Here is a 23,085-nt window from a genome sequence, read left to right as displayed (position 1 = left end):
CCTCAGCTGCCGCCGCAGCGGCTGGTACACCGGTTGATATCCTCCCCGCAGGTCAGCGCCGGCAGCCGGTTGCGGCAGTAGTCGCTGCTGGCCTGGCATGATTTACGCAGGTCCGGGTTGTCGATCTTGTCGCACTTCGCATCGCGCTGGGTCGCCACCCCGGCGCCACAGCTGTCGCCGCTGCCAAATCCCGTACGGTTGGTCATGCAACTGTCGTACTGGCGTTGGCACTGCTGCATGCACTGGTTGGCGGCGGTGACCTCGCGCAGGCTGGGCGGGGCGGTGTGGAAATCGCCATCACTGCTGCAGGCGGTGACCAGCAGGATCAACAGCAGGGCGGAAAGCATCCTCGGCATCGTCGTGCTCCGTGTGGAAAGCATCCGGCCGTGGCCGGCATGTGTGCATGCCCGGAATGTAGCACTGCTTGTTTTCCGAATTAAGGCCGGGGTTCCCGGCGCGGTCGCAGACGCCTGTTGCGTTACATCGGCTGCGGCGCGCGTCGCATCTTCGAGGCGCACATCGACTGACGTCCTTCAACGCCAGTCGGTGATGCCCTCGCGCCGGTAGACCTCGGCGAACGCCGGCCGTGCTTTCAGACGATCGGCGTAGGCCTTCAATGCCGGCCAGGTGTCACTGGGCGTGGGCATGTTGCGCGACCAGCGCATCAGCATCACCAGCATGAAATCGACCACGCTCAACGACTCGCCCAGCACATACGGGCCGCGCGTGGACAGATGCTCGGCCAGATGCTGCCACGCGCCTTCCAGCCGCTCGCGCGCCCGCTGGCGGGTCGCGTCCACGTGCTCGGGGCCCGCCATTTCCTGCGGGTAGAACCACGCCCGATACGCCGGTTGCACGGTATTGGCGCACCAGAACATCCAGCGGTACGCCTCGGCACGGTCGGCAGTCCCCGGGGCTGGCAGCAGGGCCGCTTCCGGATGGCGGTCTGCCAGATGCAGCGCGATCGCTGCCGCTTCGGTCAATACCTGCCCGTCCAGCACCAGCGTCGGCACCAGGCCCGCCGGATTCAAGGCGAGATACGCTGCATCCTTGTGCTCGCGCTTGTCGAAATCCAGCAGCACCAGATCGTGCTCGATCTGCAGTTCCAGCAACAGCCAATGGACGACCAGGGCGGCGGTACTCGGCGATCCATACAACGTGGTGCGCATGCTCAGGGCCTCTTGAGGGAGGCGCACAGTATGCGCTCGCGCTCCGTGCCATCACATGGGTACAGAGCACGGGCGATGGGGACGCGTTCTGTCTCTGCCACTGCGCCGCGGACGCTCGCAGAATGCGTCTTCTGCCCCGCCGCCAGCCCAGGATCCTCCCATGCCCGATTCGTCCGCTCTGCTCGCCTTCGGTCTGATTTCGCTGGGCATGGTGCTGACGCCCGGGCCGAACATGATCTATCTGATCTCGCGCTCGATCTGCCAGGGACGCACCGCCGGGCTGATCTCGCTGGGCGGTGTCGCGCTGGGTTTTCTGGTGTACCTGGTGTGCGCGGCACTGGGCATCACCGCGCTGCTGATGGCAGTGCCGCATGCCTACGATGTGTTGCGTTTCGCCGGCGCGGCGTATCTGCTGTACCTGGCCTGGCAGGCGCTGCGCCCTGGCGGACGTTCGCCGTTCCAGCTGCGCACGCTGGACCATGACAGCCCGCGCAGATTGTTCGGCATGGGGCTGTTCACCGCGCTGCTCAATCCGAAGATCGCCGTGATGTATCTCTCGCTGCTGCCGCAGTTCATCCAGCCCCATGGGCATGGCAGCGTGATGGTGCAATCGGTGGTGCTCGGGCTGGTGCAGATCGCGACCAGCGTCAGTGTCAACGCACTGATCGTACTGGCCGCCGGCAGTATTGCCACCTTCCTGGCCGGACGCCCGCGCTGGCAGACGGTGCAGCGCGGCCTGATGGGTACGGTGCTCGGCGCGCTGGCGGTGCGCATGCTGGTGGACGCGCGCCGCTGAGGAGAAGCACTGGCCAACGGTCGGTGCCTGCCCGCCTCAGCCACGAAAAACGGCGCCCTTGGGGCGCCGTTTTCGTGTGCAGCGTTATCGCGACGGGAAGCCTCAGGCGACGACGACCGGAATCTTGCCGATGCGGGCCTGCCACTCGCGCGGGCCGGTCTGGTGCACGGACTCGCCGGTGGAATCCACCGCCACGGTCACCGGCATGTCCTGCACGGTGAACTCGTAGATCGCTTCCATGCCCAGATCCGCGAAGCCGACCACCTTGGCCGCCTTGATCGCCTTGGAGACCAGGTAGGCCGAGCCGCCGACCGCCATCAGGTACGCCGACTTGTTGTCACGGATCGCCTCGATCGCCGCCGGGCCGCGCTCGGCCTTGCCGACCATGCCCAGCAGGCCGGTCTGTTCCAGCACCTGGCGGGTGAACTTGTCCATGCGGGTCGCGGTGGTCGGGCCGGCCGGGCCCACCACTTCGTCGCGCACCGGATCGACCGGGCCGACGTAGTAGATGAAGCGGCCCTTGAGGTCGACCGGCAGCGGCTCGCCCTTGTCCAGCATCTCCACCATGCGCTTGTGCGCGGCGTCGCGGCCGGTCAGCAGCTTGCCGTTGAGCAGCAGGGTCTGGCCGGGCTTCCAGCTGGCGACGTCTTCCGGAGTGATCGTGTCCAGATCGACCCGGGTGCCCTTGGAGGCGTCATAGGTGATCTGCGGCCAGTCTTCCAATGACGGCGGATCGAGCATCACCGGGCCGCTGCCATCCAGCGTGAAATGCGCATGGCGGGTGGCCGCGCAGTTCGGGATCATCGCCACCGGCAGGTTGGCCGCGTGGGTCGGGAAGTCCTTGACCTTGATGTCCAGCACGGTGGTCAGGCCGCCCAGGCCCTGCGCGCCGATGCCCAGCGCGTTGACCTTGTCGAACAGTTCCAGGCGCAGTTCTTCGGCACGGTTGGAGGCGCCACGGGCCTTGAGCTCGTTGATGTCGATCGGCTCCATCAGCGACTCCTTGGCCAGCAGCATCGCCTTCTCGGCGGTGCCGCCGATGCCGATGCCGAGCATGCCCGGCGGACACCAGCCGGCGCCCATGGTCGGCACGGTCTTGAGCACCCAGTCCACGATCGAGTCGGACGGGTTGAGCATGGCGAACTTGGACTTGGCTTCCGAACCGCCGCCCTTGGCCGCGACGATCACCTCGACGGTGTCACCCGGAACCACCTTGACGTTGACCACGCCCGGGGTGTTGTCCTTGGTGTTGATGCGCTTGCCGGCCGGATCGGCCAGCACCGAGGCGCGCAGCTTGTTGTCCGGATAGTTGTAGGCGCGGCGCACGCCTTCGTTGGCCATGTCCTCCACGCCCATCGTGGCGTCGTCCCAGCGCACGTTCATGCCGATTTCCAGGAACACGGTGACGATGCCGGTGTCCTGGCAGATCGGCCGGTGGCCTTCGGCACACATGCGCGAGTTGATCAGGATCTGGGCCATCGCCTCCTTCGCGGCCGGCGACTCTTCGCGCTCGTAGGCAGCGTTGAGGCTCTTGATGTAATCGACCGGGTGGTAGTACGAAATGTACTGCAGCGCGTCGGCGATGGACTGGATGAGGTCTTCCTGCTTGATCGATGTCACGACTTGCTCGCTTGCTGGAGGCTGGCGGGGTTGAACCGCCGATTTTAACAAGGACCGCCACGCGGCGTTGAGAATCGCTCGCGGTGGCCCGGTTTGGTGCACAGTGGCTGCCCAGCCTTGTCACAGCGGTCTGCCCGGCCGCGTCCTTCCGGCATGACCCCGACCGATACCTTCCAGACCCACCGCCCCCGCCTGTTCGCCCTGGCCTACCGCCTGCTGGGCAGCCGCAGCGACGCCGAGGACACCGTCCAGGACGCCTGGCTGCGCTGGCAGGGCACCGACACCGCCGTGATCCGCGATCCGGAGGGCTGGCTGGTCACCGCCACCACCCGGCTCGGGCTGGACCGGCTGCGCGCCCGGCGCAGCGCGCGCCTGGACTACGTGGGGCCGTGGCTGCCCGAGCCGCTGGAGATCACCCTGGACCCGGATCCGCTGCAGGACCCGGCCCAGCGCCACGCGCTGGCCGACGAGGTTTCCGTGGCGTTCCTGGCGCTGCTGGAGCAGCTCACGCCGGACGAGCGTGCTGCCTTCCTGCTCAAGGACGTGTTCGACTACGACTACCCGGACATCGCCCCGCTGCTGGAGCACTCCCCCGCCAACTGCCGGCAACTGGTGCACCGGGCGCGGCAGCGGCTGCAGACCGGCGCCCCACGCTTCGCGGTCTCGCCCGCGCAGCACCGCGACCTGCTGGCACGCTTCATGGACGCCTCGCAGCAGGGCGACCTGACGGCGATCCGCTCGCTGCTCGACGCCAACGCCGAGATGATCTCCGATGGCGGCGGTCGCGTGACTGCGGCGATCCGCCCCCTGCTGGGCGCTGAGCGTATCGCGCAGCTGTACTGGGCGATCGCCCGTCGCAATGGCCAGCATCCCGCCCAGCTCGGCCAGGTCAACGGCGAGCCGGCGATCCTGCGTTTTGCCGGGGACCAGTTGCACTCGGTCACGATGATCACGGTCGATGGGGAGCGCATCGTGCGCGTGCTCAGCGTGCTCAATCCGGAAAAACTCACCGCGCTTGTCACAGCGCGCGAGGCTGGCGCGTCCTCCTGATGAAGACGGCCATTGCGGCCGTCATGGAGTACTCACATGTCCGCTTCGCCCCGCGTTCCCTACACCCGTCTGGCCGCTGAGGCCTTCAAGGGCCTGCTGGCCACCAGCAAGGCCGTCCACGACAGCTCCATCGATCCTGTATTGATGGAGCTGGTGTTCATGCGGGTCTCGCAGATCAATGGCTGTGGCTACTGCATGGACATGCACGGCACCACCCTGCGCAAGGGGGGGATCGAACCGCGCAAGCTCGATACGCTGCCGGCCTGGCACGAGAGCCGCTTCTTCGATGCGCGCGAGCGTGCCGCGCTGGGCTGGGCCGAAGCGCTGACCCGGCTGAGCAGCGCAGCGCCGTCCGATGCGGCCTACGACGCACTGGCCCTGCATTTCGATGAGAAGGGCATCAGCGATCTGAGCATGGGCATCGCGGTGATCAACGCCTGGAACCGCCTCGGCGCCGGCCTGCTGCCGCCGCTGCCATAAGGAACGGGTAGTGCCGGCCGCTGGCCGGCTCCGCACGATCGTCGTGCTGCACGGGTAGTGCCGGCCGCTGGCCGGCTCCGCACGATGCTGGATGCAACCTGGCGCCGGCCAGCGGCCGGCACTACCGGGCTGCGGTCCGCGTGCACTGAATTCATGCATCAACCACGGTCACGGCGCGCACAATACCGCCCATGCCCGCCTCCCCCGCTGCCGGTGCACCCGGCCAGAAGAATCCCAGCCTGCGCGAGCGCGTCAATGCGATGCGCAACCTGCCCCCGTTCCTGCGCCAGGTCTGGCAGACCAGCCCCGGGCTGACCCTGGCCAGCCTCGGGCTGCGTGTGATCCGTGCGTTGCTGCCGGTGGCGATGCTGTATGTCGGCAAGCTGATCATCGATGCGGCGGTACTGCTCAGCCAGCACGATGCGGGCTTCCCGCCGTTCGGCGAGGCGCTCTCCAGCGGGCTGCTGAACCCGCTGCTCGGGTTGCTCGCACTCGAGTTCGGCCTGGCCATGGCCTCGGACCTGCTGGGCCGCATGGTCAGCTACGCCGATACGTTGTTGTCAGAGCTGTTCACCAACGTCACCAGCGTGCGCCTGATGGAACACGCCGCCGAGCTGGACCTGGAAGATTTCGAAGACCCCGACCTGCAGGACAAGCTGGACCGCGCACGGCGCCAGACCATGGGCCGGATGAACCTGATGAGCCAGCTGTTCGGCCAGGTGCAGGACAGCATCACCGTGGCCAGCCTTGCGGTCGGCCTGATCGTGTACGCGCCGTGGTTGATCCTGCTGCTCGCGGTGGCGCTGATCCCGGCGTTCATCGGCGAATCGCATTTCAACGCCGCCGGCTACAGCCTCAATTTCCAGTGGACGCCCGAGCGTCGGCAGCTGGAGTACCTGCGCCAGATCGGGGCCAGCGTGGAAACCGCCAAGGAGGTGAAAATCTTCAACCTCCATCGCTTCCTGATCGACCGCTACAAACGGCTGGCCGAGAAGTTCTACCTGGCCAACCGCGCCCTCGCGCGCAAGCGCGCGATTTGGGGCACGCTGCTCGCCGCGCTGGGGACGCTCGGGTACTACGCGGCGTATGCCTACATCGCCTGGCGCACGGTACGCGGCGATTTCTCGATCGGCGACCTCACCTTCCTGGCCGGCAGTTTCCTGCGCCTGCGCCAGCTGCTCGAAGGGCTGCTGATCGGCTTTTCGCAGGTCGCCGGGCAAGCGCTGTACCTGGACGATCTGTTCTCGTTCTTCCAGATCGAACCGGAGATCCATTCGCGCCCGGACGCGGTCGCCATCCCGCAGCCGATCACCCAGGGCTTCGTGTTCGAGAATGTCGGATTCCGCTACCCCGACGCCGAAAGCTGGGCGGTACGCCATCTGGATTTCGACCTGCGTGCCGGCGAAGTGCTGGCGCTGGTCGGCGAGAACGGTGCCGGCAAGACCACCCTGGTCAAGCTGCTGGCCCGCCTGTACGACCCCGACGAAGGCCGCATCCTGCTTGATGGCCGCGACCTGCGCGATTACGACCTGGATGACCTGCGCGCCAACATGGGCGTGATCTTCCAGGACTTCGTGCGCTACAACCTCAGCGCCGGCGAGAACATCGGCGTCGGCCTGGTCGAGGCGATGACCGACGACGCCCGCATCCGCGATGCCGCGCGCCGCGGCATGGCCGATGAAGTGATCGCCGGCCTGCCCGGCGGCTACGACCAGCTCATCGGCCGCCGCTTCAAGATGGGCGTGGACCTGTCCGGCGGTCAGTGGCAGAAGATCGCGATCGCGCGTGCCTACATGCGCGATGCACAGGTCATGATCCTGGATGAACCGACCGCGGCGCTGGATGCGCGCAGCGAGTTCGAGGTGTTCCAGCGCTTCAAGGAACTGTCCGACAACCGCACCGCGGTGCTGATCTCGCACCGGTTCTCCTCGGTGCGCATGGCCGACCGCATCCTGGTGCTGGCCGGCGGCCGGATCGAGGCCAGCGGCACCCATGCCGAACTGATGACCCAGGGCGGACGGTATGCCGAACTGTTCGAGCTGCAGGCCGCCGGGTACCGCTGAAACCCAGACGCGACAGGCCTGTCCGGCCAGTCAATGAGAATTTATCTCATTTGAGATAAACTAGACCCGACGAAACCGACCAGAACCCCACCCCCATGTCTTCCGCTTTTGGCGCCGAAACGGTGCTTGAGGTCCGTCACTGGACCGACGCCTACTTCAGCTTCACCACGACCCGCGACAGCGGCTTCCGCTTCGAGAACGGCCAGTTCGTGATGATCGGCCTGGAAACCGAGGCGCGCCCGCTGCTGCGCGCGTACTCCATCGCCAGTGCCAACTGGGAAGAAAACCTGGAGTTCTTCAGCATCAAGGTCCAGGACGGCCCGCTGACCTCGCGCCTGCAGCACATCAAGCCGGGCGACAAGGTGCTGGTCGGCAAGAAGCCTACCGGCACCCTGCTGATCAGCGACCTGCACCCGGGCAAGCACCTGTACCTGCTCGGCACCGGCACCGGCCTGGCGCCGTGGCTGTCGGTGATCAAGGACCCGGAAACCTACGAGCGCTTCGACAAGGTGATCCTCACCCACGGCGTGCGCTACGAAAAAGACCTGGCCTACCGCGACCTGTTCGAGAAGGAACTGCGCGAGCACGAATTCCTCGGCGAGATGATCGGCGACAAGCTGCTGTACTACCCGGCCGTCACCCGTGAGGCGTTCCCCAACCAGGGCCGCCTGACCTCGCTGATGGAAAGCGGCGAGATGCAGAAGACCCTCGGCCTGCCGCCGCTGGATCCGGAAAACGACCGCGCCATGATCTGCGGCAGCCCGCAGATGCTGGCCGACCTGCGCACCGTGCTGGACAGCCGCGGCTTCCAGACCTCGCCGCGTATCGGCACCCCGGGCCACTACGTCTTCGAGCGCGCGTTCGTCGAAAAGTAATCGCGGCGCCGGGCTCCGCCCGGCTGATCGACGAACCTGCGCGCCAGCCGGGCAGCGCCCGGCTCTACGGGGCTGATACGCCAACCGCAGCCCTGCCGGGTAGAGCCGACCGTTGGTCGGCTCCCGCGGCAACGATCGCATGCACGTTGGGCTATATTCCGCGTCAGCCCGGCAACGGCCGGGCCTGACCTGGAGCCGTACCGATGATCAGGAAGATCCGCCCCGCCCTCGCCTGCCTGCTGCTCGCCATGAGCCTGGCTGCCAGCGCCGCCGCGCCCGCAACGCCCTCACCGAAAGCCGGCGATATCCCGCCGCAGATCCTGGGCAAGGACCGCCGGGGCAATGTGGTGGACCTGGCCAGCCAGCGCGGCAAGGTCGTCATCGTCACGTTCTGGGCCTCGTGGTGCGGCCCGTGCCGCAAGGAACTGCCGATCCTGGGCCAGCTGCAGAAGGTCATCGGGCATGACGCGCTGCAGGTCTACGCGGTGAACCTGAAGGAACCGCGCGCCGATTTCGCCGCCATCGCCCGCAGCCGCAACGCCCCGCCACTGGACTACATCCACGACGCCAAGGGCGAGGTCAGCGACCAGTACGGCATCCAGACCATCCCGCACATGTTCATCATCGGCCACGACGGCAGCATCGCCGGCGTGCATCGCGGCTACTCCGAGCAGAGCCTGCCGAAAATCGTCGACGACATCCTCGCCCTCCTGCCCGAAGACGTGCGCAACCGGAAAGCAGGCGGCTGATTCCACCGCTGCGGTGTAGAGCCACGCCATGCGTGGCTGGAACGTCGGCGATCCGATGATGCGAGCCGGTAGAGCCACGCCATGCGTGGCTGGAACGTTGGGCGAACCGGTGATGCGAGCCGGTAGAGCCACGCCATGCGTGGCTGGAACGTTGGGCGAACCGGTGATGCGAGGAGCCGGCCAGCGGCCGGCACTACCGGGATCACGGAGCCGGGCAGAGCCCGGCGCTACGCCGGCGCTGCCTCGCTCCGGCGTTACGCCAGCGCCGCCTCGATGTCGCCGCGCAGCGATTCGGGCTTGTCGGTCGGCGCATACCGCGCCAGCACCTGCCCATCGCGCCCGACCAGGAACTTGCTGAAGTTCCACTTGATCCCGCGCGTGCCCAATACCCCGGCCTTCTCGGCCTTGAGCCACTGCCACAGCGGATCAGCGCCGGCGCCGTTGACCTCGACCTTGTCCGACATCGGGAAACTGACCCCGTAGGTCAGCGAGCAGAATTCCCCGATCTGCGCCGCATCGCCCGGCTCCTGGTGCCCGAACTGATCGCAGGGAAACCCGACCACCACCAGCCCCCGTGGCCCGAACTCCCGCCACAGCGCCTCCAGCCCCTCGTACTGCGGCGTAAAGCCGCACTTGCTGGCCACATTGACCAGCAGCAACACCTTGCCCCGGTACTGCGCCAACGCCTGCGGCTGGCCGGACAGGTCCACGAACGGGAAGTCGAAGGCAGTGGTCATGGCAGGGGATTCCGGTGGAAAGACCTCATCTTAGCTTGCCTGCTGGACTCGTCCTGCACGGCTGGGGAGCCGGCCAGCGGCCGGCACTACTGCTCCCAATCTGGCCACACGCCGCTTTTTAAGGCGCCAATCAACTGTCCGGCGCCGCAGTTGCTTTCGCCATGCCCCGGCCGTGGTCCGGCCAAAACATGCCTTTCGACACAAGCCCCTCCGCAACGGCTCGGGTTACCCTCAAAGACTTGTCTGACCGGAGAATTCCCCTTGACCACCCGTCTTGCCCTCGCCGTCGCCGTGACCCTCGGCCTTGCCCTGCCCGCCTATTCGGCCACCGCCGCCACCCCGGCCGCGACCAGCGCCCAGCAGGCCAACCCGTTCTTCGCCGACAGCCCGCTGCCGCTGCACTTCCCGCAGTTCGACAAGATCAAGGACAGCGACTTCGCGCCCGCCTTCGACGCCGGCATGGCCCAGCAGCTGAAGGAAGTCGAGGCGATCGCCAACAACAAGGCCAAGCCGACCTTCGACAACACCCTCATCGCCCTGGAAAAGAGCGGTGAGACCCTGGACCGCGCCACCACCGTCTTCTTCAGCCTGGTCGGTGCCGACACCAACGACGCACGCAAGAAGCTGCAGGCCGATTACTCCGCCCGCTTCGCCGCGCACAGCGACGCGATCGCGCTGAACGGCAAGCTGTTCGCCCGCATCCAGACCCTGTACGACACCCGCGCCCAGCTCGGCCTCGACGCCGAGGGCGTGCGCCTGGTCGAGAAGTACTACGAGAGCTACGTCCGCGCCGGCGCCAAGCTGTCCGAAGCCGACAAGACCAAGCTCAAGGAAATGAACGCCGAACTGGCCAACCTGGGCACCAAGTTCAGCCAGAACGTGCTGGCCGAAGTGAACGCCTCGGCGATCACCGTCGATGACGTCAAGGAACTGGCCGGCCTCTCGCAGGAGCAGATCTCCGCCGCTGCCGAAGCCGCCAAGGCCCGTGGCCAGGACGGCAAGTACGTCATCACCCTGCTCAACACCACCGGCCAGCCGCCGCTGACCAACCTGGCCAACCGCGCGCTGCGCCAGAAGATCTACGAAGCCTCCATCACCCGCGGCAGCCGCGGCGGTGAGTACGACAACACCGCCCTGGTCTCGCGCATCATGCAGCTGCGTGCCGACAAGGCCAAGCTGATGGGCTTTGCGAACTTCGCCGCCTACAACCTGACCAACCAGACCGCCAAGACCCCCGAAGCGGTCAACGCCATGCTCGGCCAGCTCGCCCCGGCCGCCGTCGCCAACGCCAAGCGCGAAGCCGCCGACCTGCAGGCGATGATCGACAAGGAGCAGAAGGCCGCCGGCAAGCCCACCTTCAAGCTGGAAGCCTGGGACTGGGCGTTCTACAGCGAGAAGGTCCGCCAGGCCAAGTACAACTTCGACGAATCCCAGCTCAAGCCGTACTTCGAAATGAAGAACGTGCTCGAAAACGGCGTCTTCCACGCCGCCCAGCTTGAATTCGGCCTGACCTTCAAGCAGCGCACCGACCTGCCGGTCTACCACGAAGACGTCACCGTCTATGACGTGTTCGATGCCGACGGCAGCCAGCTGGCGATCTTCATCTTCGACCCGTACGCACGCGCCTCCAAGCGCGGCGGTGCGTGGATGAACTCGTACGTCTCGCAGTCCGAACTGACCGGCTTCAAGCCGGTGGTCGCCAACCACCTCAACATCCCCAAGCCGCCGGCCGGCAAGCCGACCCTGCTGACCTGGGATGAAGTGACCACCACCTTCCATGAATTCGGCCATGCCCTGCACGGCATGTTCTCGAACGTGAAGTACCCCTACTTCTCGGGCACCTCGGTGCCGCGCGACTTCGTCGAGTTCCCCTCGCAGGTCAACGAGATGTGGGCCGATGATCCGGTCATCCTGAAGAACTACGCCAAGCACTACCAGAACGGCACGGCCATGCCGCAGGCCCTGCTCGACAAGGTCGTCGCTGCCGCCAAGTTCAACCAGGGCTTCGCCACCACCGAGTACCTCGGTGCGGCCATGCTCGATCAGCGCTGGCACCAGATCGGCCCGGACCAGGTGCCGGCTGCCAAGGACGTCATGAAGTTCGAAGCCGATGCCCTGGCCAAGGACGGCATCTTCTACGCGCCGGTCCCGCCACGTTACAAGACCCCGTACTTCAGCCACATCATGGGCGGCTACTCGGCCGGCTACTACGCCTACATCTGGTCCGAAGTGTTGGATGCCAACACCCAGAAGTGGTTCCGCGAGAACGGCGGCCTGAGCCGCAAGAACGGTGACCACTTCCGCCAGACCCTGCTCTCCAAGGGCGGCAGCGTCGATGCGATGGAGCTGTTCCAGAACTTCGCCGGCCACGCCCCGCAGATCGAGCCGCTGCTCGAAAAGCGCGGCCTGACCTCGGGTGACAGCAAGAAGTAAGCGTCCGCTGCAACGACGTGCAGTACAAAAAACGCCCGGCACTGCCGGGCGTTTTTTTTGGTTCTTCTACCCATGGCGATACGGACGTGACGGTAGGTACCAACCGTTGGTTGGTGCGACCCTCAATGCGCCTGCGGGTCGAACCAGGCTTCCCAGGTAAACGGTGAGGCAGCCATCGTGCGCGCCTGTTCGAACGCCGCCCTCGCCTGCGCCGTGCGCCCGGTATTGAGCAACGCCACGCCAAGGTTGAATGCCGCATGCCGATCGTCGCTACCCAGCGCCAACGCCCGCTGCAACACCTCACGCGCACGGGCGTACTGCGCGCGGTCACAGGCAACGGCGCCGAGCCCGGTCAGGAGCAGCGGATCTTCGCTGTGTGCCGACAACGCGGCCTCCAGCGTGGCCGTGGCCGTTGCAAGTGCAGCGTCCGCATCACGCGTACCGGCGAACGCGGCCTCCACCTCGCTGCGGGCGCTCAGCAACGCGTGGACTACGACGGAAGAAACGGCGTCATGCATGCGGCGCAATGCTAACGGGAAACACACCCGACCGGCGATGCCGGGCGGGATCAACGCGGCTGCCAGCGCTGTGCCGGCAGCCGCAACCGCGCTTAGTTCGAGGCGGTGGTATAGACGTAACCCAGCGGCGATCCTGCCTGGTCAACCTTCGCCTTCACCTTGAAGTGGAACGCCGGCAAGTTGGAGCCGCTCATCCGGCAGTTTTCGGTCTCGGTCACATTGCAGGTGTACGCCTGCTCGGTCGGCTCGAAACCCATGCCGATGTACATGTCCAGATCTGGATTGGTGCGCAGCATGGTGGTGGTGTAACGGTTCGCCCTCGGCTTGATCACACCGGAGATCGTCTCACCTGCCATCAGCGTTACAGTCATGCCCGCCGTGCGTGAGCCGCCCGGCGCCGTCTGCAGGTTCCAGGACAGGCACACCATGTCGGACGGATCAGTGCACGCCACTTCTTCCACGTCGTAGGCCTTGCGCGCGGCCGACGCCTGGCTGGCCAGGGTGCAGGCGAACAGCACCGCGATGGCGCTGGCGAAATGGGTTTTCTTGTTGCTCGTCATCTGTTGATCAACTTCATGTTGGGAACGGATGCCATCGCGAACCGCAGCCGAGAGGCCACGGCGCGCAACGACCGCGCCAACTTGGCCATGCGGCGGCGGCGAAAAACTGCGCACCGAGCCACGTATCGTCCGGTCCCGCAGCGCAGCGTGCCCGCGAGGCATTGAACGACCCAACCGCGACACATCGTGATTCTTTCAGCCTATCGAAACTGAACGAATGCAATCCCGTAACAACGCCTCGAGGGGCGACACGCGGTATCCATGCCGATCCCGTCAGCGCGGCGCCACATACCCACCCGGCACCCCATGCGGCGACAGCACCAGCTGCCACAGCTGCGCATGCCGGCAACGGAAGCTGGCCATCGAGGCGGCCAGGTAGAAACGCCACATGCGCTTGAAGCGTTCGTCGTAACGCTGCGAATCCAGCTGCGGCCACGCGTTTTCCACGTTCAACCGCCACGCCTGCAGCGTCCGGTCGTAATCAGTGCCGAAGTTGTGCCAATCCTCCAGCACGAACAGCCCTTCGAACGCGGCGGTGAGCTGGGCGGCCGAGGGCAGCATCGAATTGGGGAAGATATAGCGCGCAATCCAGGGATCGGTGCGGTGGCGCGACAGGTTGCCGCCGATGCTGTGCAGCAGGAACAACCCGTGCGGATGCAGGCAGCGCCGCGCCACCTCGAAGTACCCGCGATAGTTCTTGTCGCCCACGTGCTCGAACATGCCCACCGAGAAGATCGCGTCGAAGGTCTCGTTGAGGTCGTGGTAGTCCTGCAGGCGGATCTCGATCGGCAGACCGGCACACAGCTGGCGCGCGTACTCGGCCTGCTCCTGCGAAATGGTGATGCCCACGCCGGAGACGCCATAGCGTTCGGCGGCGAACTTCAACGCTTCGCCCCAGCCACAGCCGATATCCAGCACATGCTGGCCGGGGCGCAATTCCAGTTTGCGGCAGATCAGGTCGAGCTTGGCCTCCTGCGCCCCGTCCAGGTCCTGCGCGTCGCGCCAGTAACCGCAGCTGTAGACCAGGCGCTGGCCGAGCATGGCCTCATACAGGTCGTTGCCGAGGTCATAGTGGCGCTTGCCGACTTCGAAGCTGCCACCGCCCGCCTGCAGGTTGAACAGGCGCGCCTTGAGTCCATCGGCCACTTCGCGCCAGCTGTGCACGCGCTCGTCCAGATGAGCCTGCATCAGGTGATACAGGAAGCCGTCCAGCGAGGCGGCGTCCCACTGGCCGTCCATGTAACTCTCGCCCAGGCCGAGCGAGCCCTGGGCCATGACCCGCGCGTAGAAGCGCGGGTCGTGCACCGTGATGTCCTGCGGCTGGTCACCGTCAACGGTGACCCCCGCCTCATGCAGCAACCCTGTGACCCGTCGTTGCAGCCCAGCGTCCACGTCGCCTCCGTCGATCAGCCCCGGGCGAACAACCCCGCGACATCCTGCCCCACGTGCGGCACCAGCACGGCGGCCGGGACGTCCACGGTCTGCGTGCCGTCCGAGTACGGCCCTACCTGGTAGGGCGGGAACACGAAGCGTATCGCAGAGATGCGCCCGTCGGAACCGGTCAGCGGCTGGAACTGGCTGAAGTTGTCGGCACTTGGCCCGGTGCCGTCGGCGATCATCCGGCTGGCATTGCGCAGCGATTCCTGCATCTGCGCCGGTTCCATTTCATCGCCGCTCAACCGGGTCGCCACGCGCTCGCGCAGCTGGTCCGCCACGTAATCGCTGATCGCCTTCCAGCCCTTGGCATCGGCCACCAGCTTGTCGGCGGTCAGCATCTGCTGCTGCTCCGGCAGCCACACAAAGCGCGCCACCAGCGGCTCACCGTGGGCGCCGCCGGTATAGCGGCTGCCATCGGCGGTCACCACCACCAGCTGCGGCGTTTCCAGCACCTTCTCGAAGGTCAGCGAAAGCTCGTAGGGCATGGTCGGCTTGTCGTTGCCCAGCCCGTCCAGCGCCTGCTGCAGCTCTGCCCGCGCACTGTCGGCATAGCCACCCAGCGCCTTGGCCAAGCCCGGATACCGGGCGATGTCCGGCGGGTAGGTGATCCCGACCACGGCCTGCGGCGAGGTCTCGATCACATCGCGCAGCTCGACCGGTGCGTCGGGAGCCACCGCGGGCGCGACGGCTTCGGCGGCCGTGTCGACCGGCGCCGCCGGTGCTTGTGTGTCGCCGTCGTGCTTGTTGCAGCCTGCCAGCACCACCACGCCCATGGCCATGGCCAACGCGCTGGCGCGCAGCGCGCGACGGTTTCCTGCGATGTTCATCCTGAAATCCCCTTGTTGTAACCCACCATCATGATCGGCCATCCCTGAAGCATGACCCGCTGTCGTCATCGGACCAGCAGGTCGTCGTACTCCTCGTGCCGCTGCAGGAACGCCTCGGCGTAAGCGCAGGCCGGCACCACCTTGAATTTCTGTTCGCGCGCATAGCGCAGCGCCACCTTGGTCAACTCACCCGCCACGCCACGGCCGGCGATCGGCTCCGGCACCTCGGTATGGGTGATGATCATCCGCTTGCGCTTGATCTGGTAATCCAGCAGCGCCAGATGCCCTTTGACCCGGGCCTGGAAGCGGTGATTGGCCAGATCGTGCTCCACCTCGTAAGCCAGTCCGGGCGGCGTGACCGAAGCCATGAGCGGTGTCTCCTGCGGCGACTGCAGCGATAGTGCGCAGCCGGCCGCCATGATCGCGTGAAGCCTGAACAGGGGCAAGCAGCGACGTGCTGCGTCACATCCCGCCCTAAAGCCCGGCGCCTGCAGGCCGATACCGGAGTCGGACAGGGCGTGAAAGCTGGCATGGCTTTTGCGAAGACCTGCCTGTACGCACCCGCTTTCCGGAGGTCCGCATGGACAACACTGCACCTGCCCCCGCCCCCCACGGCGACGCCGACACATCGCTGCTGGAAGGCTTGTTCCAGTTGGCCGTGAATGGCCAGACCCAAGGCTGGGAATTCGACCAGATCGACAACGAGGTCTATGCCCGCCTGCTCAGCACCTATGGCGTAGACGGCAAGAAGGCCGCCTGACGGTTGCCGGGCTCACGACCAACGGTCGTGAGCTACCCCGGCCAGATACGTCGTCGTAGGTACCGACCGTTGGTCGGTACGCCCCGACTCAACCGCCGAGGCGGAAGGTCGGGTTGCTCAGCTCACGCAGGAAGTGGCTGAAGATGCTCGGCTGCATGGCCAGCATGAACAGCACACCGAAGGCCGCACCGGCCAGATGCGCGCTGTGGTTGATGCGATCGCCGCCGCGGCGGTCCATCCAGATGCTGTAGCCGACATAGAACACGGCATAGATGATCGCCGGCGCCGGAATGAACAGCACCAGGATGATCGACCACGGCTTGATTAGGATGAAGGCGAACAGCACCGCCGATACCGCGCCCGATGCGCCCAGGCTGAGGTAGTTGGGGTTCTTCTGGTTCTTCAGATAGCTCGGCAGGATCGACACCAGCAACGCACCCAGGTAGAACGCCGGATACGTCAGGTAGCTGCCGCTCAGCTGCAGCATCACCTGTTCGATGAAGCCGCCGAAGAAGAACAGCGTGATCATGTTGAACGCCAGGTGCGACAGATCGGCGTGGATGAACCCGTACGTGATCAGGCGATCGTACTGACGGTTCCGGTCCACCGCCGGCGGCCACAGGATCAGGCGGTCGGCGAGCGCACGGTTCTTGAACGCCATCCACGACACGATGACGGTAATGGCGATCAGCAGCAGGTTGACTGGGGTCATGTCAGGCTCAGGCGGTGCGGTAGTTGTCGACCATACGATAGCGCTTGGCATACCAACCGAAGGCCAACGCCGCCAGGAACGCAAAGCCGGCGAAGAAGAACATCAGGAACGCCGCCTCGCTCAAGCCGGTACTGGCGATCTGGTGGGTCACCGTATCGTTGCGCACCGCCGCGTTGGACAGCAGCACCCACAGGTTGCCGATGGTGGTGGTCAGGTTCCAGAAGCTCATCACCACGCCCTTCATGGCCTGCGGCGCCTGGCTGTAGGCGAACTCCAGGCCGGTGGCCGATACCAGCACCTCACCGAAGGTGAGCAGCGCGTAGGGCAGCATCTGCCAGAAGATGGACATCACGTTGCCGCCATCCATCATCACCTGGATGCCACCGACCACGATCCAGGCCAGGCCGCTGAAGGCGATACCGGCGGTCATCCGGCGCAGCGCGGTCGGCTCGAAGCCGAAGCGGCGCAGCATCGGGTACAGCACCAAGTTGTTGAACGGGATCAGGATCATCACCAGCAGCGGGTTCAGCGCCTGCATCTGCGACGCAGTGAACCAGCTTGGCATGGCCATCTGCTGGCCCTGCAACACCCAGGTCGAGGCCTTCTGGTCAAACAGCGAGAAGAACGGCGTGGTCAGGGCGAAAATCACCAGCACGCGCAGCACCGAGCGCACGCCCTCGACCGCTTCGGCCGGATGCACCGCACGGGCGCGGTCCAGCTGGATCCAGGTACCGCCACCGATACCGGCCAGCAACAGGACCAGCGCGATGCACAGGCAGATCACGATGCCCAGGCTGCCCACCAGCCCCATCGAGGCCACCGCCAGCACCGCGCCGAGAATGGCCAGGGTACGCCCCGGACGGCCCTTGCCCGGCACCTGTGCCGACAGCGCGGTGCGCACCACGTTGCCGAACGAATGCGGGTCCTTCGGCGGCAGCGGCACAAGCACATAGCGCTTGCGGCCCATCCAGAACACGAAGGTGGCCACGAACATCAGAATGCCCGGGATGCCGAAGGCCCACGATGGGCCCAGGTTCTTCAGCGCCAGCGGGATCAGCAGCGAGGCGAACAGCGAGCCGAAGTTGATGATCCAGTAGAAGGCGTCGAACACGACCTTGGCCAGATGCTTGTTGCTCTGGTCGAACTGGTCGCCCATGAACGAGGCCACCAGCGGCTTGATGCCGCCCGCGCCCAGCGCGATCAGGCCCAGGCCGACGAAGAAGCCCTGGCGGCTGTCCTCGAAGATGGCCAGACAGGCGTGACCGGCGCAATAGATCAGGCTGAACCACAGGATGGTGTGGTACTTGCCAAAGAATTTGTCGGCCAGCCAGCCACCGAGCAGCGGGAAGAAATACACGCCGATCATGAAGCTGTGCATGATGTCCTTCGCCTCACCGGCGCGGCCATCGGCGGTGATCTCCTGCAGCAGCAGCGAGGTGATCAGGAACTGCACCAGGATGTTGCGCATCCCATAGAAGCTGAAGCGTTCGCAGGCCTCATTGCCGATGATGTAGGGAATCTGGCGCGGCATCTTGCCTTTGCCTGCGCTGGCGGCTGCGATATTGCTCATCCTGTGGGGCTGTCCTGCGAACACGAAAGGACCAAGATTACCGGAACCCCCTACCCCAGCGCACGCTGCACAGCTGCATGACAGGCGGCGCCGGACATGGCAGGCGGGCCCGAAACGACCGCGCGGGATGGCGCCCATGTCACGGATCGTCGACGGGGGAAGCGTAAACTTATCGTTATGCGCACGCACATCAAGGGTCAGACCCGACGTTGGACCGGCTGGATCCTGCTGCTGTTGCTGGCGGCCCCCGCCGCAGGCGCGCATGCGCGCCAGGCCGAGGAGGCCCTGCCCTCGCTGAAGATCGCCACGCTGGAACTGCCGACCCAGGACGATGCGCAGTGGCAGCAACGGCGGGACCAGGTGCTGCAGCTGCTCGAATCCATGCAGCCGGACGTGATCGCGGTGCAGCGCGTGCTGCAGACCCAGGGGCGCAATCCGGCCTGCTGGCTCGCCAGCCGGCTGCGCTACAGCTGCGATTTCGTCACCGCCGATCCGCCCAGCCAGCCGTTGCGCCATGGCAGCGCGATGCTGACCCGGTTGCCGGTCACCGATGACGCCGTCACCCTGCTGCATCCGCCCGGGCAGTTCAGCGCGGCCGGCATGGTACGGATCAAGCTGCGCGAAGAGCTGATCAACATCTACGTGGCCCGGCTGCGGCCGGAGCCGGATGACGCGCAGATCCGCCGGCACCAGACCAGCGACCTGATGACCTGGATCGGCGCGACCGCCGAGGGCCTGCCCTCGCTGATCGCCGGCGATTTCTCCGCGGAGATCACCGAACTGGTGGGCAGCACGCCGGGCTTCCAGCCAGCCCGCAAGAACCCCGGCGAACGCGTGGACCCGCCCTCACTGGCCGGCGCAGCGCGTGGGCACGGCCTGGACGTGCTGTTCCAGGTGAAGTACTTCGGCGGCATCCGCCAGGACAGCATCAAGCTGCCGGCCAGCGAGAGTGACCCCACCGCGATGCGCCTGGGAACCATGGCGACCCTGCGCCTGCAGACGCCGGAAAGCACCAGCGCGCCCTGACGTCGCAGCGCTGCGGGCGGCGCAACGAAAAACGGCCAGGCATCGCTGCCTGGCCGTTCGCGTTTCAGGTGACCGTGCCGATCAGGCAATGGCTTCCTGGTAACGACGCTCGACTTCATTCCAGTCGACGACGTTGAAGAACGCGCCGATGTATTCCGGGCGACGGTTCTGGTACTTCAGGTAGTACGCATGTTCCCACACGTCCAGGGCCAGGATCGGCGTGTTGCCGTCCATCAGCGGGCTGTCCTGGTTGGCGCTGCTTTCCACCACGACCTTCTTGTCCGGGGTGACGCTCAGCCAGGCCCAGCCGCTGCCGAAACGGGTCAGGGCCGCCTTGGTGAAGGCTTCCTTGAACTTTTCCAGGCCGCCCAGCTGCGAATCGATCGCCTTGGCGACATCACCGACCGGCGCGCCGCCGCCGTTGGGCGACATCACGGTCCAGAACAGGGTGTGATTGGCATGGCCGCCGCCGTTGTTGCGCACGACGCCCTGCAGATTTTCCGGCAGCGACTTGGTCTTCTTGACCAGTTCTTCCACCGGCAGGTCGGCGAACTCGGTGCCTTCCAGCGCGGCGTTGACGTTGTTGATGTACGTCTGGTGATGCTTGGTGTGGTGGATTTCCATCGTCGCTGCGTCGATATGCGGCTCGAGCGCGTCGTAGGCGTAGGACAGCTTGGGGAGGGTATAGGCCATGTGGTTCTCCTGGTAGCTCACTCACCCGGCAAAGACCGGGCGTTGCGGAGTCGATGATGGGGATGGCCGATAAGCTTACCAAGGGCCATGTAAAGGAAACTTCGTCCTGCGCGGTCGATCGCGTGTCCGGATCGTGACGCGACAGTGACGGGGCACGCCGGGCAACGCGGGCTCCTTCGCCGTACAACACGCCTGTTCGGCTGGGCCTCACCGTGCGGGGCGATGATCGCAGTAGAGTAGTCGCCTCGCCCATCGCCCCTGGCCCCTCATGCGCAAGCCACTGCTGTTGTTGATCGCCATCGCGCTGCTGGTGGGCGGCCTGGCCGCCATCAAGCTGGCCCAGCGCCCGCCCGCGCCGCAGTTCGCGCCCTCGCTGACGCAGCCGGATGCCGCGCCGCCCGCCGGCGCCGCGACGTCATCGCCGGCATCGACCCAGGCAGTGCGCGATCCCCTGCCCCCCTTCCTGCCCGCCGAGGCGCGCGACACCATCGCGCTGATCCAGCGCGGCGGCCCGTACCCGCACCGGCAGGACGGCAGCATTTTCAGCAACCGCGAACAGCGCCTGCCGCAGCGGCCGCGCGGCTACTACCACGAATACACGGTGGACACGCCCGGCGCCGGCAATCGCGGCGCGCGGCGCATCGTCACCGGCGGCACACCCCCTACTGGCTGGTTCTATACCGATGATCACTATGAAACGTTCCGCAGTTTCGACGTTCCACCTGCCGGGAGCTGGCAATGACGCATGACGGATTCGAATTGGGCCTGCACGACATCAACAATGCCGGCATCTATGCGATCGGCAACGATGATGTCGCCCCGTTGTCGGCGGCGATGCGCGATGCCGGCCTGCGCGTGATCCAGATCGATCTGGACGGCTGCCACGACAAACGCACGCTGCTGATGCGCCTGGCCGCCCGCCTGGATTTTCCAACCGGCTTTGGCGGCAACTGGGATGCGCTGACCGACAACCTGCGCGACCTGGCCTGGCTGCCGGCCAACGGCTATGCGCTGTTCTTCAGCGACGCTGATGCCCTGCGCAGCGATGCCGGCGCCGATTTCGACACGCTGCTGGACGTACTCGACGAAGCCAGCCGGTACTGGAGTGACGGCAACGTGCCGTTCTGGGCGTTCGTGGCACTGCGCGATGCGGACGTGGAACCGGACGCGGACCCCGCACCGTAACGCCCAGCATCCGGTAGAGCCACGCCATGCGTGGCTGCGAGGCGCCTGATGCCTGACCCTAGCGCAGCCACCCATGGGGTGGCTCTACCGCCGATGAGGCGCAGCCTCATCGGCTGCCGTTGTCTTCCTGCAGCTCTTTCTTGAACGGGATGTCCGGCGGCGGCCGCGCGATGGCCGGCTGATCCTGCATGTTGGGATCGCTCAGGCCGCACCCGCCACCGAACTGCAACACGGAAATCACGCAGGAAATGGACGAACTCGTGCCCGGGATCGGAATCTCCACGGCCTTGATGCCCTTGCGCACCCACTCGGCCAGCAACGATTCGTTGGGGGCCCAGTACTTGTCGAACGAGGTCGGCGTGTAGTCGTACGGTGGGCGCTTGAGCCATGTGCCGGACTGTGCGATGCGCTCCTTGCTCCAGCCGTCCTTATCGCCGCCCGGTGCGCCACGCTCGCTGTTAGCGTGCCCGTCCTGGCCAGGCACGCGCACGCTGCCGTCGGCCTTGAACAGGCTGCCGCCCGTCCCTTGGGTCGCACTCACGGCCCGGCCATTGAGGTCGGCATCCTGCGGATGATTGGCCGCACCCCAGTCGTCGGACCGGTTGGGCGTGGTCCAACTGCCCGGGGGCGCCCTGGAGGGGCTCGACGCGGCGCGCGCTGCCGTCGCCGCCGTGGATGCACTCGCCGTACTGCTGGCATTGCTTGCCGCCGCCGGTGATGGCGGTGCCGGGCGCGGGGCGGCGTTGGGCACCGCGCGTTCGCGTACGGCGACCTCCGCCGATCGACCGGGCACCGCCACCTCGCGCGTGGGCACTGTGGCCACGCTCACCGCCGGCGCGGTCACCGGCCGGATCTCGCGTTCGCGCACCTGCACGTCACGTTGCGGAACGGCGGCCTCCACCCGTGGCCCGGGAATGGCCACGGTCGGTGTCGGCGCTTCTATCACGGTGACCTGCCGCTCCTGCACGCTCAGCTCGGGCGTGCGCACCTGCGGTTCGGCCGGGCGCGGCGCCGGTACGGTGGCACGCGGCGTCGGCGCCTCCACCGTGACCACGGTGCGCTCACGGACGGCAATGTCCTGTGGCTCGCGCGTCATGACACGCATGTCGGTGCGCGGGACGCTGGTCGGCGGCACCACGAAATCGGTCGTGGCCTGGGCCACCTCGGTCGCCTGGACGGGCTGTTCCACCGCGGGCGTGGCGGGCGCGGGTGGCGCCGGTTGCGGCTCGCTCGGCGGCGCCGGCGCTGCGGTCGGCTGCGGGGCCGAGGCTGTCTGCGCATCGGCCTCGGCCTGCGCCATCGCCTGGGCATTGGCCATCGCCGCAGCGATCGCCGCTTCCGCCGTGGCCGGCTCGGCAGCGGCGGGTTGCGCGCCTTCCTCCTGCTGCGGCGTGCCGCGTCCAACGAACGCCACCTGCACACGCCCGCTCTCACCGCCCTGGTCCGGTTCGGCAGGCGGCCGGATCAAGGCGACCCACAGCAGCAACAACGCGAACATCAGATGCAGCAACGCGCTGATCACGGCCGAGGTCCAGCGCATCCAGCGCTGATCGCGCGGCGCCGGATCCCAGCCCTGCCAGAGCAGGCGACGCATCGCCTGGACGAAACTCAGTTCCGGCAGGCGCCCGCCCCGCGGAAGCGGCTCGCGCTGGGCCAGCTCGGCCAGCACTTCGCTGGCCCGGAACGGCCGCGGCAATGGCGACAACGCGCGCAGCCACAGGCCCCACCCATAGGGGAGGCCGGTGGTTTTTTCGAGAATGCGCTTGTCCGGCTGGCGAGCCAGCAGCCAATCGAGGATGTCGTCAGCCCGGCGCAGTGGCACGCA

Annotated in this window: 24 protein-coding genes; 11 read left to right on the top strand and 13 right to left on the bottom strand. The window is 66.5% G+C overall.

Translation table 11 applies throughout. The features are described 5' to 3' along the window. Positions 1-2: 2 nt before the first annotated feature. Both ABE483_RS11605 and ABE483_RS11600 read right to left on the bottom strand, forming a co-directional pair. Entirely contained in the window at positions 3-356 is a 354-nt protein-coding gene (locus ABE483_RS11605; protein ID WP_313210307.1) for a hypothetical protein, read from the bottom strand. 177 nt (positions 357-533) lie between these two features. Continuing rightward, entirely contained in the window at positions 534-1,169 is a 636-nt protein-coding gene (locus tag ABE483_RS11600) for a glutathione S-transferase family protein (protein ID WP_313218839.1), read from the bottom strand. A 160-nt stretch (positions 1,170-1,329) separates the two neighbouring features. Here ABE483_RS11600 and ABE483_RS11595 point away from each other — a divergent pair, with 160 nt between their 5' ends. Beyond that, positions 1,330-1,965, top strand: coding sequence for a LysE family translocator (locus ABE483_RS11595; RefSeq protein ID WP_313218840.1), 636 nt, complete (start codon positions 1,330-1,332; stop codon positions 1,963-1,965). A gap of 102 nt (positions 1,966-2,067) precedes the next feature. On the opposite strand, the gene ABE483_RS11590 is transcribed toward ABE483_RS11595, so the two are convergent. After that, the gene (locus ABE483_RS11590) at positions 2,068-3,585 is read right to left on the bottom strand and encodes a fumarate hydratase (RefSeq protein WP_019185911.1); all 1,518 of its coding nucleotides are present in this window, start codon (positions 3,583-3,585) and stop codon (positions 2,068-2,070) included. 153 nt (positions 3,586-3,738) lie between these two features. Here ABE483_RS11590 and ABE483_RS11585 point away from each other — a divergent pair, with 153 nt between their 5' ends. The 5 genes from ABE483_RS11585 to ABE483_RS11565 all read left to right on the top strand — a co-directional run bounded on the left by ABE483_RS11585 (position 3,739) and on the right by ABE483_RS11565 (position 8,802). After that, entirely contained in the window at positions 3,739-4,635 is an 897-nt protein-coding gene (locus ABE483_RS11585) for an RNA polymerase sigma-70 factor (RefSeq protein WP_346464626.1), read from the top strand. Between the two features lie 36 nt (positions 4,636-4,671). After that, positions 4,672-5,115, top strand: coding sequence for a carboxymuconolactone decarboxylase family protein (locus ABE483_RS11580; RefSeq protein ID WP_346464627.1), 444 nt, complete (start codon positions 4,672-4,674; stop codon positions 5,113-5,115). Between the two features lie 191 nt (positions 5,116-5,306). Next, positions 5,307-7,178, top strand: a complete 1,872-nt coding sequence (locus tag ABE483_RS11575) for an ABC transporter ATP-binding protein (RefSeq protein WP_259261553.1) — start codon at positions 5,307-5,309, stop codon at positions 7,176-7,178. Positions 7,179-7,273: 95 nt separating this feature from the next. Then, on the top strand, positions 7,274-8,053 hold the full coding sequence (locus tag ABE483_RS11570; protein ID WP_019185907.1) for a ferredoxin--NADP reductase: 780 nt from the start codon (positions 7,274-7,276) through the stop codon (positions 8,051-8,053). Between the two features lie 203 nt (positions 8,054-8,256). Then, positions 8,257-8,802 (top strand): TlpA disulfide reductase family protein, encoded by a 546-nt coding sequence (locus tag ABE483_RS11565; RefSeq protein WP_313210322.1) that lies wholly within the window; start codon positions 8,257-8,259, stop codon positions 8,800-8,802. Between the two features lie 254 nt (positions 8,803-9,056). Here the strand turns inward: ABE483_RS11565 and ABE483_RS11560 are convergent, their stop codons facing one another. Continuing rightward, positions 9,057-9,539: a glutathione peroxidase gene (locus tag ABE483_RS11560; RefSeq protein WP_313210324.1), complete on the bottom strand. Its 483-nt coding sequence runs from the start codon at positions 9,537-9,539 to the stop codon at positions 9,057-9,059. Between the two features lie 261 nt (positions 9,540-9,800). Between ABE483_RS11560 and ABE483_RS11555 the strand changes: the two genes are divergently transcribed. Next, a complete protein-coding gene (locus ABE483_RS11555) occupies positions 9,801-11,972 on the top strand; it encodes a M3 family metallopeptidase (protein WP_346466672.1) in 2,172 nt (723 codons plus the stop codon). Positions 11,973-12,094: 122 nt separating this feature from the next. Here the strand turns inward: ABE483_RS11555 and ABE483_RS11550 are convergent, their stop codons facing one another. The 5 genes from ABE483_RS11550 to ABE483_RS11530 form a co-directional block, all read right to left on the bottom strand. After that, a complete protein-coding gene (locus ABE483_RS11550) occupies positions 12,095-12,490 on the bottom strand; it encodes a tetratricopeptide repeat protein (protein ID WP_346466671.1) in 396 nt (131 codons plus the stop codon). A gap of 92 nt (positions 12,491-12,582) precedes the next feature. Then, positions 12,583-13,164 carry a hypothetical protein gene (locus tag ABE483_RS11545; RefSeq protein WP_346481734.1) on the bottom strand — a complete coding sequence of 194 codons (582 nt, stop codon included), beginning with the start codon at positions 13,162-13,164 and terminating at the stop codon, positions 12,583-12,585. A gap of 159 nt (positions 13,165-13,323) precedes the next feature. Further along, complete coding sequence (gene cfa / locus ABE483_RS11540) at positions 13,324-14,442, bottom strand: cyclopropane fatty acyl phospholipid synthase (protein ID WP_346481733.1); 1,119 nt, start codon at positions 14,440-14,442, stop codon at positions 13,324-13,326. A 14-nt stretch (positions 14,443-14,456) separates the two neighbouring features. Continuing rightward, the gene (locus ABE483_RS11535) at positions 14,457-15,314 is read right to left on the bottom strand and encodes a DUF3298 domain-containing protein (protein ID WP_313218849.1); all 858 of its coding nucleotides are present in this window, start codon (positions 15,312-15,314) and stop codon (positions 14,457-14,459) included. A 65-nt stretch (positions 15,315-15,379) separates the two neighbouring features. Then, positions 15,380-15,682: a GNAT family N-acetyltransferase gene (locus tag ABE483_RS11530; protein ID WP_121041132.1), complete on the bottom strand. Its 303-nt coding sequence runs from the start codon at positions 15,680-15,682 to the stop codon at positions 15,380-15,382. Positions 15,683-15,894: 212 nt separating this feature from the next. Between ABE483_RS11530 and ABE483_RS11525 the strand changes: the two genes are divergently transcribed. Continuing rightward, a complete protein-coding gene (locus ABE483_RS11525) occupies positions 15,895-16,074 on the top strand; it encodes a hypothetical protein (RefSeq protein WP_313210339.1) in 180 nt (59 codons plus the stop codon). An 88-nt stretch (positions 16,075-16,162) separates the two neighbouring features. Here ABE483_RS11525 and ABE483_RS11520 read toward each other — a convergent pair whose 3' ends face one another. Both ABE483_RS11520 and ABE483_RS11515 read right to left on the bottom strand, forming a co-directional pair. After that, positions 16,163-16,786, bottom strand: a complete 624-nt coding sequence (locus tag ABE483_RS11520; RefSeq protein WP_019182898.1) for a rhomboid family intramembrane serine protease — start codon at positions 16,784-16,786, stop codon at positions 16,163-16,165. Between the two features lie 7 nt (positions 16,787-16,793). Beyond that, complete coding sequence (locus ABE483_RS11515; protein WP_070470348.1) at positions 16,794-18,356, bottom strand: oligopeptide:H+ symporter; 1,563 nt, start codon at positions 18,354-18,356, stop codon at positions 16,794-16,796. Positions 18,357-18,533: 177 nt separating this feature from the next. Here ABE483_RS11515 and ABE483_RS11510 point away from each other — a divergent pair, with 177 nt between their 5' ends. Beyond that, on the top strand, positions 18,534-19,382 hold the full coding sequence (locus tag ABE483_RS11510) for an endonuclease/exonuclease/phosphatase family protein (RefSeq protein WP_313210343.1): 849 nt from the start codon (positions 18,534-18,536) through the stop codon (positions 19,380-19,382). An 81-nt stretch (positions 19,383-19,463) separates the two neighbouring features. Here ABE483_RS11510 and ABE483_RS11505 read toward each other — a convergent pair whose 3' ends face one another. Beyond that, on the bottom strand, positions 19,464-20,075 hold the full coding sequence (locus ABE483_RS11505; protein ID WP_123730769.1) for a superoxide dismutase: 612 nt from the start codon (positions 20,073-20,075) through the stop codon (positions 19,464-19,466). A 268-nt stretch (positions 20,076-20,343) separates the two neighbouring features. Between ABE483_RS11505 and ABE483_RS11500 the strand changes: the two genes are divergently transcribed. Next, positions 20,344-20,817: a ribonuclease domain-containing protein gene (locus tag ABE483_RS11500; protein ID WP_313210346.1), complete on the top strand. Its 474-nt coding sequence runs from the start codon at positions 20,344-20,346 to the stop codon at positions 20,815-20,817. Continuing rightward, positions 20,814-21,260: a barstar family protein gene (locus ABE483_RS11495; RefSeq protein WP_313210348.1), complete on the top strand. Its 447-nt coding sequence runs from the start codon at positions 20,814-20,816 to the stop codon at positions 21,258-21,260. Before ABE483_RS11500 ends, ABE483_RS11495 begins: the two co-directional genes overlap by 4 nt. Positions 21,261-21,366: 106 nt before the next feature. On the opposite strand, the gene ABE483_RS11490 is transcribed toward ABE483_RS11495, so the two are convergent. Beyond that, on the bottom strand, positions 21,367-23,082 hold the full coding sequence (locus tag ABE483_RS11490; protein ID WP_346481732.1) for a hypothetical protein: 1,716 nt from the start codon (positions 23,080-23,082) through the stop codon (positions 21,367-21,369). Between the last annotated feature and the right edge of the window lie 3 nt (positions 23,083-23,085).

The sequence above is a fragment of the Stenotrophomonas sp. TWI602 genome (assembly GCF_039674045.1).
In the GTDB taxonomy this organism is placed as follows: domain Bacteria; phylum Pseudomonadota; class Gammaproteobacteria; order Xanthomonadales; family Xanthomonadaceae; genus Stenotrophomonas.
The sequence above is the reverse complement of the archived record's forward strand: the minus strand, read 5'-3'. Positions and strand labels throughout refer to the sequence as shown.